Raw genomic sequence first — 13,324 nt, forward strand, 5'->3', positions numbered from 1 at the left:
CCGGCGCAGACCGGCGCCCACGGTGGGGATCGAGGACCTCGACGATCCGTTGCGAACGGCTGCCCCATTCGGCGACGAGGCTGCGCAAGCCGGACTGATCGCGCTGCCGCTCCCGCACGAGAGCCAGCCCATAGGCGGCCGGCTCATAGCCCCGGTCCCAGGAGAGGGCCGTCTCGAACCAGGTTCCTGCCGGCGCGATCTGTCCGGCATTATAGGCGTACCAGCCGAGAGCGCCCGCGCCGGGGGCGTATTTGTCAGTGCCCACTGTCTTGACGATGCGCTCGATCACGCCGCGGTCGAGGCGAGGGGGCGGCTCCTGGGTGAGCAATGCCGTGACGACGTCGAGATAGGCCTTGCGGTTGGCGGCATCGGCCTCAAGCCACTGGGCGCCGAGCGCCTCGGCCTCCTGATATCTCTTGGTCGCGCCAAGCGCGAGCACGGCTCCCTCCGCCGCCTTGGCGCCACCCTTCCGTGCCAGCGCGGTCTGGAACCAGGTCGCGGCCTTGGCCGCGTCGTCGTGATGGAGCGTGTAGAAGCCGAGCAGGATCGCATCGTCCGGCGTCGTCGCGGCATTGGCCAGAGCCTCGATCCGTTGGATGTCCTCGGCCGGCGAGGCCTGGCTCGGATCATCGGCGGCCTTGCCGATATGACGCCGCGCCAGCTCGTCACGGATGCTGGCGAACTCATCCTGGCGCTCCTGGGCGAGAAGAGCGCCGACGAGGCCTTCCGGCAAGGTCGCGAGCGCCTTCTGCATCGTCCCCACGCGCTCGACGGGGTTGGTGCAGTTGGTCAGGACATAGGCATAGGCGTCGCGGGCGCGCTCGGGCTTGCCGGTCTGGACGAAAGCCTCGGCAACGCGCCAGAGCGCATCGACGCTGGCGCAGGTCAGCATCGCCGGCGTCTCGGTGCCGAGACGGATGACCTGCTCCCACTGCCGGGCGTTCGAGGCGTTGACGAGACGCTGGCGAGCCTCCGCCGTGTCGAGTTGCGTCGAGAGTTCGGCGGGTGGACGCCAACCCGGATCAACGGTGCTGCGCTGCACGATGGCCGCACGGACCTCGCCGTACTTGCCTTCGGCAAAGAGCTTCCACATCCGGTCGAGCTCCGGGTCACCCTCCTTGCCCTGCGACGTCAGATCGGTCGGCGGCTTCCACTCCGGATAGAGCGCACGCAACCGCGCGAGCTCGGCCTCGTAGCGACGGGTGTCACCCTGGGCCGCGAAATAGCGCAGCGCGGTCTCGTCGACTTGCTGCGGCGCGGCCGGCCGATTCGGCGCGCCCTCGCCCGCGGACGGAGCCGCGGCGCGCGGGGCCTCGGGCGGCTTCTGGCCTTGCGCCAGCGCCGGCTCGATCACGGGCGGTGCCGAGCCTTGCGGTACGGCAACCTGACCATAGCGCCCGAGCGCGTAAAACGCGGCGCCGGAGACCGCTACGGCGATGAGGACCGATCTCACATGCATGCCGGATACCTCTCGCTCAGCATCGAGAGCGACAGGAGCTGCAGCGTCGACGGATAGTAGGCGGTGGGCTGGAAGGTCTTCAACTCCGCGGGAACGGGCGTGCCGTCGAGTGCGCAAGCCATCGCCGCCTGCAGGATGCGATAGCCCGCATCCGGAAGCTGCTCGACCGGCTTGCCGCTGCGCAGGTCGATGACCGCCATGCCGGCCGCCCAGGCCTGCCGGAACGGCTCCAGACGCGCCTTGTCGGCCAGCCCCGCGCGCAGCAGATAGAGGGGCACGCGGATCGCATTGTAGCCGAGCTGGGGCGCAAACCCGTCCGCCGGACGCGGATCAGCCTGGATCGAGAGCCAGTCGGGCGCCGCCATCCCGCGCCGGGCAAGGCCGTCGAGCAGCCTCAACCCGCTGGCCTGCGCCTGCATCCAGCGCTGATCGCCGGTCAAGCTGGCGAGGACGGGAAAAGCTTCGAAGACCCAGTAGGACGGGTTGATCACCGGTCCATCGGCACGCTCCTTCTCGGAGAAACCGGTCGCTGCAGGCATGAGCCAGGTCTCGCCGGCGCGCTGCAGGAGCGCGACCTTCGCCAGCGCCTTGGCGATCTGCCGGGCGGTCGCCGTATAGGCCGGCATGTCCCAGCGCGTCCCAGCGCAGGCCAGCGCGTCGGCGATCAGCAGATCTCCATCGCTGGCGTTGTTGATGTCGGTGACGTGCGGACTCGCCTTCGGGTCCCAGCGCCAGGCGGCCAGCCCATCGTCGCGGATCAGAAGTTCCGTGCGGACGAAGGCGAAGATGCTGGCAAAGGTCGCCCGGTCGCCGGCCAGACAGGCCAGGAGCAGGCCATAGCCCTGGCTCTCGCTGTGGCTGATTCCCCCGTTGACGTCGTCGACGACCCTGCCCTCGGCCGTGACGAACTTCTGCCGGTAGAGAATCCAGGCCTCCGCGGGCACCGCGCCCTGCGCACCCGGCGCCAGGCCGAGCAAGGCCGCCAGCATGAGGATCACCCGCCTCATGATCTTCGCCCCAGCCGTCTGAGCATCAGGAAGGTTCCGACGCCCAGACCGATGCAGGCGAGCAGCAGCGCCAGCGCGTAGATGCCGATATTGCTCGACATCCAGTTGGCCGCGATCAGCCGCATATTCGCCAGGCTGAAGGGCCGCGTCATGACGAAGGAGGTGCTGTCCGCCGAAATCACATGCGCATCCTGCGCCCCGCGGAAGGCGGTGATCTTTCCGGCCATGCCGGCCCAGTTGCCCGGCGCGACGACGCGGCCGACCGCGCTCCGAAGGGTCTCGTCGCGACGCGCGACGAAGGCGGTCCAGACCTGCCGCGTCTCGGGGTCCGCCGCCTGGGCGGCGATCAGCTCCGTACCCTCGGCCGGCTCGTAGAGGGCCGGCGTGCGCGCAGGGCTGCGCAACTGTGCGAAGGAGAGGTCGAAGTTGCGCTGGAGCCACTGGTCGAAGGCGATGAAATACCGCGCCAGCGGGCCGCCGAGCGAGCCGCGCCAGCGGTCCCGGATCGCCTCCGTCGTCGGCGCGTCCCCGCCGGACGCCTCGGGCGTGGCCTGCCGTCCCTGCAGGCGGTCGATCACCGCATCGAAGACCGCGGCACCGTCGGCATCCGGCGTCACCACGACCGCATCGGCGCGCTGCGGCCAGGCGGAGCGGACGTTTTCGGCGATGCCGACGCGCGGCAGCAGCCCGGCGGGCAGTTGCCCGGCGGCTCCGACGATCAGCGCCGGCCTGTCTCCGACGGCCGCGAAGCCGGCGACCACGTCGATGCCGAGCGGCCGGCTGGCGCTCTGCGCGATCCGCGCCAGAAGCGTGGCGGCGGCGCTCAGATTGGCGCTGTCCTGCCGGCCCATCACGAGCGCCACATGCGGCGCAACGGAATAGGGAAAGCCGGTGCCGGCGATGGCGGCAAGGTTGGGGCTGACGCCGATCTTGGCGAATTCGGGGATCGCGAGCACGCTGGTGTCGAACAGGGCGAAGCGGCTCTTGCCGGGCAATGTTGCCCCCGGCGCGCAGCTCAGGTCGCTCTTCGCCAGCGTCACCACCTCGAACCAGATCTCGTTGACGCCCGGCCGGAAATGGCGCAGCGGAATCGCGATCGGGAACTGCCGGAAAAGACCGCCGGAGGTCGCGTTGAGCGGCACGGTCGCAGCGACATTGCCGTTGACGAAGATCTCGATATGGCTGTCGCCCGGAAGGACTTCCGCGGAATAGGCGCCGTCGAGATAGAGCGTGGCCTCGCCGTAGGCGTTGGCGTAGAAGTCGCCGGGCATGGCGACAACCGCGCGCACCCGCATGCGCCGGCCCGACGATTCCTGCGTCGCGATGCCGAGGTCGGAAAAGCGCAGCGCCTGCCTGCCGGCGATATAGGGAGCGTCGGGCACATGCCAGCTCGCCGTATCCATGGTCGTGCGGTTGATATTGGTGGCGCGGGAGACCGGGGCGGTCAGCTGCTTGCCGATCAGCGCTTCGATATCCGGCCAGTTGTCGCCGGTGACGAGCAATAGCTCCGTTCCCCGTCCCGGGCTTTCGACGAAGCCGAGGAAGCCGCGCCCGGTCGCCTCGGCCGGCAGCGCCCCGAGCAAACCGCGCATCTCGTCCGTCGTGCCCAGTCCGACGACGAGCGTACCCGGCCGGACCCGGTCCGGCAGCCGATCAGTCACCTCGACAGAGACCTGTCCGAAGCGCCCGCGCAAGGCGAGCGCCTGAGCCGCGGCGAAAATGCCGCCGGCGGCAACCGCGCGGGACGCGCCGGGCGCGGCGATCACGATCGTCGTCAGCCCGGCCTCGTCGGCACCGATCGCGGGCAGATCGTCGAGGCCGCGCAGGCGTGCCGGCCGGATCTCCGCGTTCCGGAAGGACAGGCGCGTTCCCGCGCCGTCGATCCGCGTCCAGAGCTCGTAGGTCGAGGCGACCGTGCAGTCGGTGCGGTGCCGCTGCACGGCGTCGAAGCCGATCGTGTTCCGTCCCGCCCTGGCCAACCCCTTGCGGAGCGGAATACTGACGCGCTTCAGCCGGTCGGACGAGGCGATCGGAAGCTCGGCGACGCGCTCGCCGTTGACGCGCGCCGTCAGCCGCGACGCCTCCGGCATCACCACCAGCGCATTCTGATAGGCGATGTCGAGGTTGAGATCGGCCGCGGCCTCGTCCTGGGTCAGGTAAAAGGCCCAGCTCCGCGCGTCGCCCTCGCCTTCCAGCGAGACGCGCGCGGCCGGCAGCAGCGGCTTGAAGGCCGCCACCGCCGGCGCCTGTACCGGCGGCGGGGCGACTGGCTCCTTCTCGGCCGGCGCGGGGGCCGGCACCGCCGCCGGCGGCGCGATCATGAACGGTGCCGGGCCCGGAGACGGCGGCTGCGGCGCCTGGGCGCCGGCCTGCACGACGCTGCCCAGCATGGCCAGCACGGCAAAGGCCGCGATCCGGGATGGCGCGGGACGGATCATTCGGCCGCTCCGGCGCGCGAAGCCGAACGGGACAGGCGATAGAGGCCGAAGAGATAGGAAATGCCGCGGCTGGTCTGGAAGATCGCCAGGCGCAGGAAGCGGGCCGTGCCGTAGATGACGCCCGGATTATGCCGTCTTGCATTCTGGAACCGGCTCCAGTTCTCGGCATCGGAGAAGGCCAGATCGGCGATGATGCGGCTGTGCAGCGGCGTGCCGGGCAGATAATGGCAGCCCAGAAGCAAGCCCTTCTCGTCGGGCGCGACACGGACGATCCGCAGCGGCAATGTCCCGCGCGGCATGTCGACCGTCGTCTCGAAGGAGGCCTGCCCCACGCTGCCGACCGGCACCTTGTGGAAATCCCGGGACATCACCCGGATTCCGATACCGTCGACGGAGACATTCTCGGTCACGATCGGGGCGCTGAGCCCATCGATGGTGATTTCCCCGCGCCGCTTCACGTCGAAACGGCGCGCGGCACGCCCCTCGGGTCGCTCGGACACGACGCCGAGCGCGCAGCCGGCCATCAGGAGATTGAGGATGTTCCACAGCCCGACCACCAGGGTGGTATCGGCATTGTAGGGCTGGGCGACGATACGCCAATAGGTCGCGACGACCCCCAGCGAAAGGATGGCGAAGATGATGAAGAACGGCCGGCCGAGTTCGGAGACGCGCCGTGTCTCGAGGGATTCGTTTTTCGCCGTCACCTTGAAGGTGGGCTTCCCCGGATTGAGCAGGACCGAGACCACCGCCGGCAGCAGGTAGACCGACTGGATGAACTCGTAGAGCTCCGAGATCCACGGCCAGCGATAGCGGCCGTAGAGATAGTTCTGCATCATCAGGTTCACCGCCATGTAGCTCAGCACATAGGCGAGGAACTCCGGGCCAGACGCGGTGAATATCTCGAGGCCGAAGAACAGGTAGAACAGCGGCGCGACCAGGAAGATCAGCCGCGCGAAGGGGAACAGCCAGAACAGGGCCGAGGAGGAATAGCATAGCCGCTGCGGCAGCGAGAGGCCGCGCTTGAACATCGGACGATGGTACAGAAGGATCTGCATCATGCCCTGGGCCCAGCGCGAGCGCTGGCCGATGAAGCTGGCGAAGGTCGCCGGCTGGAGCCCGGCGATCAGCGGCTTGTCGACATAGACGCTGTGCCAGCCGGTCGCATGCAGCGTGATCGCCGTTTCGGCATCCTCCGTGATGCTGCGCCCCGAGAACCCGTTGGTCGCCTGCAGCGCCGTGCGGCGCAGGACGGCAGCCGAGCCGCAGAAGAAGGAGGCGTCCCATTTGTCCAGGCCGCGCTGGATGATGCCGTAGAACATCTCGTTCTCCGACGGCATCGTCCGGAAGGTCTTGAGATTGCGCTCGAGAGGGTCCGGATTGATGAAGAAATGCGGGGTCTGGACCAGGAACAGCTTCGGGTCGCGGCCGAAAAATCCGACCGTCTCCGTGAGGAAGCTGCGAGCCGGGGCGTGGTCGGCGTCGAAGACGACGATCAGCTCGCCCTCGGAATGGGCGATGCCGTTGTTGAGGTTGCCGGCCTTGGCGCTGATGTTGCGCTCGCGCGTCAGGTAGACGACGCCGAGCCCTTCGCACAGGGCCTGCAGCGTGGCACGGCGTTCCCGCGCAGCGCTGGCCGCGACGAAATTGTCGACATTGCATTTCTCGTCGGTGCCGCCATCATCCAGCAGATAGACCTTCAGACGGCCAGCCGGGTAATCCATCGCCAGCGCTGCCGCGAGCGTGGTCGCCAGCAGTTGCGGCTCCTCGTTGTAGGACGGGACGAAGACATCCACGGACGGCGCGTCCGAAAGGTCGATCGGGGGCGTTTCGCGGCGCGGCAGCGGCATCGCCACCACGAAGAGGCTGAGGCCCAGCATGCCGATATTGTAGAGTTCGGCGAGATAGACCAGCAGACCCGGAACGAAGTCCTCGATCTGGTTGACCGGCGGCAAGGTGCTCGTCGTGCGCCAGTAGATGTAGCGCAGCACGATCGCCGTTCCGAGCCCGAGGGCGATCAGCCGCCATACGCCGTGCGGCCGCAGGAACTTCAGCACGATCATCGCTCCGACGACGATCGTGCCCGCGATCAGATGCGCCTGCAGGCTGATCGGCAAGGTGATCAGCGCGATGACCACGCTCGCGATCAGGGCCCAGAAGATGACGTAGCTTGCGGTTCGCATCGGCTCCGAAGGCAATCGGTTTGGTTCAGGGGGCGGGCGGCGGCGGCACGGTCGGATATCCCTCGAGCGGCTTGTCCGGCAGCGGCTTGTCGGGCAGGGGTTCGGCAGCAGGCGGACGGCTGCGCTCGGTGCGCGGCGCCCGCGCCGGCCGCGGCCGCGCGACGGACCCCGCTTCGTGTTCGCTCATGACCGATGGCAGCGGAACGGGATAGATCGGCACGCCGGCCTTGCCGAGACCGGGCTGCGGCGCGGGCGCATCGCCGATGGGGTTCCAGCCTGTGCGGCGCAGCGAGGCATTGAAGCCGTAGTCATAGGCCAGGCGCAGCAGCGAGACTTCGCTGCCGCCCGGCTCGCAGGCCCGCAGGCGGACTGAAATCAGGCCCGACCGCGGGCGGAAGATGCTGTCGCCGCTCGCGATGTGCTGCCAGGCATAGAGGCAGGCCTCCCCCCCGATGCCATGGCCGAAGGCATAGCCGAAAGGGCCGTATCGGTTCTGGACGAAGAGGGCGGAGGGCGACATCGCCACGCCGGGCAGGCGCTCCTCCATCTCGCGTGCCAGGGCGAGATCATCGAGGCCGGGCTCCTTCAGCAGATTGCCTTCGACCCCGGCACCGTCGGGAAGGTCCGCCGCGGTGAAGAAATCCACGTAGATCGCGTTCTCTCCGGGTGTCCGGCCACGCGTCGCGAGCGAGATGACCTGCGAGACGGCGTTGTCGTAGCTGCGCTGCGTCACGCCGGTCACGGCAAGGCTGCCCGGCGGAGGCAGCGCCAATGCGCGGCCAACATCGACGGAGACCGCGCGCGACGCCGCGACGAGTTCAGAGCCCGACAACTTCTGCTCTCCGCATCCGGCGGCGGCAAGCCCGGCGCAAGCGACGGCGAGGACGCCGGCGAAACGCCGGGATCGTCCTTCAGCAGGTCGCGTGCGATGCGCCGGGTGAAAGGGCTGCCAGACCCTCATCGGTGCGCATGCCGATCTCGGAGCAGCATCGTCATGTGTTGACCATTGGTTAATACGGGTTAACGAGTGGTTACCCCCACCGGCCTGGGCAGATCGCGCCCTCCCCGCCGGACAGCCTCCCGCAATATAGATGATTCGCGCGGGCAATCCAACCGGCGATCGCGCGCTATCTTCAGGGAATTCGCCACGCCGCGGCCCGGCCGCCGACCGACTAGACCTTGGCGGATTCCGGTTGCGGCCGCATGGCCTCGGCAGAATGGCGAACCACCTCGGAGATCTGCTTCAACTGCTGGGCCAGCGGGCTGGTCTTGCGCCAGACCATGCCGATCGTGCGGGTCGGGCGCGGCCGCTCGAACTGCACGAGCGAGACCGATGCCGAGCGCGTCTCCACCGCGACCGCCATCTCGGGGATCAGGGTCACGCCGAGCCCGGCGTCGACCATCTGGACCAGCGTGGCCAGGGAACTCGCATCCAGCAGGTCGCGCGGCTGCGCCCTGCCCTGCCCGATGTCGCAGAAGGCCAGCGCCTGCTCGCGAAAGCAGTGCCCCTCCTCCAGCAGCAGGAGCCTCATCTCGCGCAGGGCTTCGAGACTGGGAGCGGGCTTGCCCTCGTCCTTGCTTGGACGGACCAGCACGAAGCTCTCGGTGAACAGCGCGACCTCGCTGAGCGACGGCTCCGAGACCGGCAAGGCGACGATGGCCATGTCGAGGCGCCCGTCGTTCAGCTCCTGGACGAGCCTGGGCGTCAGCGTCTCCCTGACATGCAGGTCCATGCCGCCGTGAAGGCGGGTCAGCTCACCGACCACGCCCGGCAGCAGATAGGGCGCGACCGTCGGGATCACGCCGATCCGCAGCTTCGCGACCCCCCCGCCCCGCGACGCCCGCGCGAAGCCTTCCAGCTCCTCCAGCGCGCGCAGGATGTCCTTCGCCCGCGCCACCACCTCCTCGCCGAAGGGCGTCAGCCTGATCTGCCGCCCGCCCCTCTCGAAGAGATCGCCGCCGAGTTCGTCCTCGAACGCCTTGATCTGCATCGACAGGGCCGGCTGAGAGATCGAGCACGCCTCGGCAGCCCGCCCGAAATGACGATGGCGCGCCAGCGCCTCGACATAGCGAAGCTGCCTGAAGGTCAGATTTGTCATAATCCAGACTTATCGACTCAATCAGAAAATCGGAATTAAAATAATCAAACTGCTTTGATAAGACGCAACTCGGGCGAGGTGCCGAGGGGTTACGATCATTTGCGAGCGTCGGCGGGGCCGGCGCTCCCGCGCCAGGCGGCGCCAGCCGCTATCGAGGATGATGGTGCCGCAAGCCCTTCGCGTCACGCGCCAAGCCGCAAGCCAACCAGGTCGGAGACAGAGATGAACGCCAAAACTGACGACAGCACGGGCAAATGCCCGGTCGCCCATGGCGGCAGCCGGCGGCAGAACCGTGACTGGTGGCCGAACCAGCTGCCCGTCGACGTCCTGAACCAGCATTCGGCCAAGTCCGACCCGCTGGGGCAGTCCTTCGATTATCGCGAGGCCTTCAAGACCCTCGACTATCAGGCGCTCAAGAGCGACCTGCGCAAGCTGATGACGGATTCGCAGGACTGGTGGCCCGCCGATTTCGGCCATTACGGCCCGCTCTTCATCCGCATGGCCTGGCACAGCGCCGGCACCTATCGCCTCGCCGACGGGCGCGGCGGCGGCGGCCGCGGCCAGCAGCGCTTCGCCCCGCTCAACAGCTGGCCGGACAATGTCAGCCTCGACAAGGCACGCCGCCTGCTCTGGCCGATCAAGCAGAAATACGGCCAGGCGATCTCCTGGGCGGATCTGCTGATCCTCACCGGCAACGTCGCTCTGGAGACGATGGGCTTCCGCACCTTCGGCTTCGCCGCCGGCCGCGCCGATACCTGGGAACCCGACCAGGATGTCTACTGGGGCCGCGAGGACACATGGCTCGGCGGCGATCTCCGCTACGCCCACGGTTCGGAGGGCGTGGAGAAGCCGGCCGACGAAGGCGTGCTCGTCTCCGACGACGATGCCGATGGCAAGGTCCATTCCCGCAATCTCGAGAACCCGCTCGCCGCGACGCAGATGGGCCTGATCTACGTCAACCCGGAAGGTCCGGACGGCAACCCCGACCCGCTTCTCGCGGCGAAGGACATCCGCGACACGTTCGGCCGCATGGCGATGGACGACGAGGAGACGGTCGCGCTGATCGCCGGCGGCCATACCTTCGGCAAGACCCATGGCGCTGGCCCCGCCGACAATGTCGGGCCCGATCCGGAGGCCGACGGGCTCGAGGCGCAGGGCCTGGGCTGGCACAACCGCTTCGGCTCCGGCAAGGGTGGCGACACGATCACCAGCGGACTCGAGGTCACCTGGACGCAGACGCCCGCGCAGTGGAGCAACTTCTTCTTCGAGAACCTGTTCAAATACGAGTGGGAACTGGAGAAGTCGCCGGCCGGCGCGCATCAATGGGTCGCCAAGAATGCCGAAGCGGTCATCCCCGACGCCCACGACCCGTCCAAAAAGCGCAAGCCGACGATGCTGACGACCGACCTGTCGCTGCGCTTCGACCCGGTCTACGAGAAGATCTCGCGCCGTTTCCTGGAGAACCCGCAAGCCTTCGCCGATGCGTTCGCCCGCGCCTGGTTCAAGCTGACCCATCGCGATCTCGGACCGCGCTCGCGCTATCTCGGCCCCGAGGCGCCCAAGGAAGAGCTGATCTGGCAGGACGTGATCCCGGCGACCAGCCACCCGCTGGTCGATGCGGCCGACACGGCGGCGCTGAAGGCCAGAATCCTGGCCTCCGGCCTTTCCGTCGCGGAACTCGTCGGCACGGCCTGGGCCTCGGCCTCGACCTTCCGCGGCGGCGACAAGCGCGGCGGCGCCAACGGGGCGCGTGTCCGGCTCGCACCGCAGAAGGACTGGGAGGTCAACCGGCCGGCGCAGTTGGCCAAGGTGATCGAGGTCCTGGACGGCATCCGCCGCCAGTTCAACAAGGGGGCCGACGGGGACAAGCGGGTCTCGCTCGCCGACCTGATCGTGCTCGCCGGCAATGCCGGCGTCGAGCAGGCAGCGAGGGCCGCAGGCCATGACGTCGCCGTGCCGTTCACGCCCGGTCGCGGCGACGCGACGCAGGAGCAGACCGATGTCCATGCCTTCGCGGTGATGGAGCCTGTCGCCGACGGCTTCCGCAATTATCGGAAGCCCGGAGCCAGGGTGGCGGCCGAAGTCGCCCTGATCGACAAGGCGCAACTCCTGACCCTGACCGCGCCCGAGTTGACCGTGCTGGTCGGCGGCCTGCGCGCGCTATCCGTCAACGCCGACGGCTCCAAGCACGGCGTCCTGACCGAGCGGCCCGGCGCTCTGACGAACGACTTCTTCGTCAACCTGCTCGACATGGGCACGCAGTGGCGGGCGACGTCCGAGGCCAAGGACCTGTTCGAGGGGACCGACCGTAAGACCGGGGCCGTGAAATGGACCGGGACGCGCGCCGACCTGGTCTTCGGCTCGAACTCGATCCTGCGCGCCCTGGCCGAGGTCTATGCCAGCGCCGACGCCAAGGAGAAGTTCGTCAAGGACTTCGTGGCGGCCTGGACCAAGGTGATGAACCTCGACCGCTTCGACCTTCACTGATCGACAAGTCGCCGGCCGCCCCGCGGGGCGGCCGGACCTTGCTGCCGACAAGGCTGCGCGCGAGGATTCCGCGCCCTGCGCCGGGTGGCCCGGCGCCCATCAGCTTCCGCAGCAACTGCATGGGCCCGGCGATCTGCCCGACGCCCGGTCGACATCCCCATCCGGACATGGAAATCTGGCCCCGGTAGCCGGTGCACCGAAAAGCGGATTTGCCTGCGCGCGAGCGGCCGGCAAAGCTCGCCAAAATTTCGGTGATCCGGGCCTTGCAGATATTTTAAGCTTGAAACATTATGCTCCGGCGCCAGCCTCAGAAGTCCAAGGGAACCCGGCTGCGCCTCCTTTTCGTTCGTTCGTCCCGGGAGGGCATCGATGACGGCTTTCAAATTCCGCCTGGCGCTGGGTTGCGGTGCGCTGGCGCTTTCCATCGCGGCCGCGCAGGCGCAGGAGCCGATGAAGATCGGCGTGGTCAGCGTGCTGACAGGACCAGCCGCCTCGCTCGGCCAGCAGGTCCGCGACGGCTTCCAGCTCGCCGTCGACAAGAACGGTGGCAAGCTCGGCGGCATACCGGTCAAGATCACCGTCATCGACGATGAGCTGAAGCCCGATGTCGCGGTCGACCGGGTGCGCAGCTTCGTCGAGAGCGAAAAGCCAGCCTTCGTCGTCGGCCCGGTGTTCTCGAACATCCTCGGCGCGATCGCCAAGCCCGTGCTCGATTCCGGCGCCTTCCTGATCAGCCCGAATGCCGGGCCCTCGACCATGGCGGGCAAGGCCTGCAACAAGAACTTCTTCGTCACCTCGTACCAGAACGACCAGGTGCACGAAGTCCTCGGCAAATACGCGCAGGACCAGAAGTACAAGACCGCCTACATCATCGCGCCGAACTACCAGGCCGGCAAGGACTCGCTCGCCGGCTTCAAGCGCTACTTCAAAGGCGAGATCGTCGACGAGGTCTATGCGCCGCTGACCTCGATGGATTTCTCGGCCGACCTCGCCAAGATCGCCTCCTCCAAGCCCGACGTGGTGTTCGCCTTCCTGCCCGGCGGGCTCGGCGTCAACTTCGTCAAGCAATGGTCGCAGGCCGGCCTGCAGGGCAAGATCCCGTTCCTCTCCGCCTTCACGGTCGACGAATCGACCCTGCCGGCGCAGCAGGATGCGGCGGTCGGGCTCTATGGCGGCATGACCTGGGCGCCCAACATGGACAATCCGCAGACGAAGGATTTCGTCAAAGCCTATGAGGCGGCCTACAAGATCGTGCCCGGCTCCTACGCGCAGCAGGCCTATGACGCGGCGATGCTGATCGATTCCGCGGTGAAGGCGGCCGGCGGCGCCGGTGACGCCGACAAGCTGCGGGCCGCGATCAAGAAGGCCGACTTCACCTCGCTGCGCGGCAAGTTCAAGTTCAACACCAACGGCTTCCCGATCCAGGATTTCTACCTCGTCAAGGTCGCCAAGCGCCCCGACGGCAAGTTCCAGACCGAGATCGCCGAGAAGGTCTTCACCGACTATGCCGATCCGCATGCCAAGGATTGCCCGCTGAAGTGACGGGCAGCGTCAATCCCGGGCCGGAGCCGAGCTTCGACCCGGGCCTTCGTCGCGAGATGCCCGGCTGCAGGCCGGGCACGACGTCTCATGACCGGCCCTTGACATAGGACCG

Annotated in this window: 7 protein-coding genes; 2 read left to right on the top strand and 5 right to left on the bottom strand. The window is 68.0% G+C overall.

Annotated elements, in window-relative coordinates; translation table 11 throughout:
• Window positions 1-1,449: 1,449 nt before the first annotated feature.
• The 5 genes from BGO20_RS14215 to BGO20_RS14235 form a co-directional block, all read right to left on the bottom strand.
• Entirely contained in the window at window positions 1,450-2,466 is a 1,017-nt protein-coding gene (locus BGO20_RS14215) for a family 8 glycosyl hydrolase (protein ID WP_291664534.1), read from the bottom strand.
• Window positions 2,463-4,904, bottom strand: coding sequence for a cellulose biosynthesis cyclic di-GMP-binding regulatory protein BcsB (locus BGO20_RS14220; protein WP_291664533.1), 2,442 nt, complete (start codon window positions 4,902-4,904; stop codon window positions 2,463-2,465). Before BGO20_RS14220 ends, BGO20_RS14215 begins: the two co-directional genes overlap by 4 nt.
• Entirely contained in the window at window positions 4,901-7,084 is a 2,184-nt protein-coding gene (bcsA, locus tag BGO20_RS14225) for a UDP-forming cellulose synthase catalytic subunit (RefSeq protein WP_291664532.1), read from the bottom strand. Before bcsA ends, BGO20_RS14220 begins: the two co-directional genes overlap by 4 nt.
• 25 nt (window positions 7,085-7,109) lie before the next feature.
• Window positions 7,110-7,916 (bottom strand): cellulose biosynthesis protein BcsN, encoded by an 807-nt coding sequence (gene bcsN, locus BGO20_RS14230; RefSeq protein WP_291664531.1) that lies wholly within the window; start codon window positions 7,914-7,916, stop codon window positions 7,110-7,112.
• A gap of 340 nt (window positions 7,917-8,256) precedes the next feature.
• A complete protein-coding gene (locus tag BGO20_RS14235) occupies window positions 8,257-9,183 on the bottom strand; it encodes a hydrogen peroxide-inducible genes activator (protein WP_291664530.1) in 927 nt (308 codons plus the stop codon).
• A 222-nt stretch (window positions 9,184-9,405) separates the two neighbouring features.
• On the opposite strand from BGO20_RS14235, the gene katG reads away from it, so the two are divergent.
• Both katG and BGO20_RS14245 read left to right on the top strand, forming a co-directional pair.
• Window positions 9,406-11,670 (top strand): catalase/peroxidase HPI, encoded by a 2,265-nt coding sequence (katG, locus tag BGO20_RS14240; protein ID WP_291664529.1) that lies wholly within the window; start codon window positions 9,406-9,408, stop codon window positions 11,668-11,670.
• 369 nt (window positions 11,671-12,039) lie between these two features.
• Window positions 12,040-13,212 (top strand): ABC transporter substrate-binding protein, encoded by a 1,173-nt coding sequence (locus tag BGO20_RS14245; RefSeq protein WP_291664528.1) that lies wholly within the window; start codon window positions 12,040-12,042, stop codon window positions 13,210-13,212.
• Window positions 13,213-13,324: the final 112 nt, after the last annotated feature.

Origin of the sequence: Allobosea sp. 67-29 (genome assembly GCF_001898115.1) — a bacterium.
Classification (GTDB): domain Bacteria; phylum Pseudomonadota; class Alphaproteobacteria; order Rhizobiales; family Beijerinckiaceae; genus Allobosea.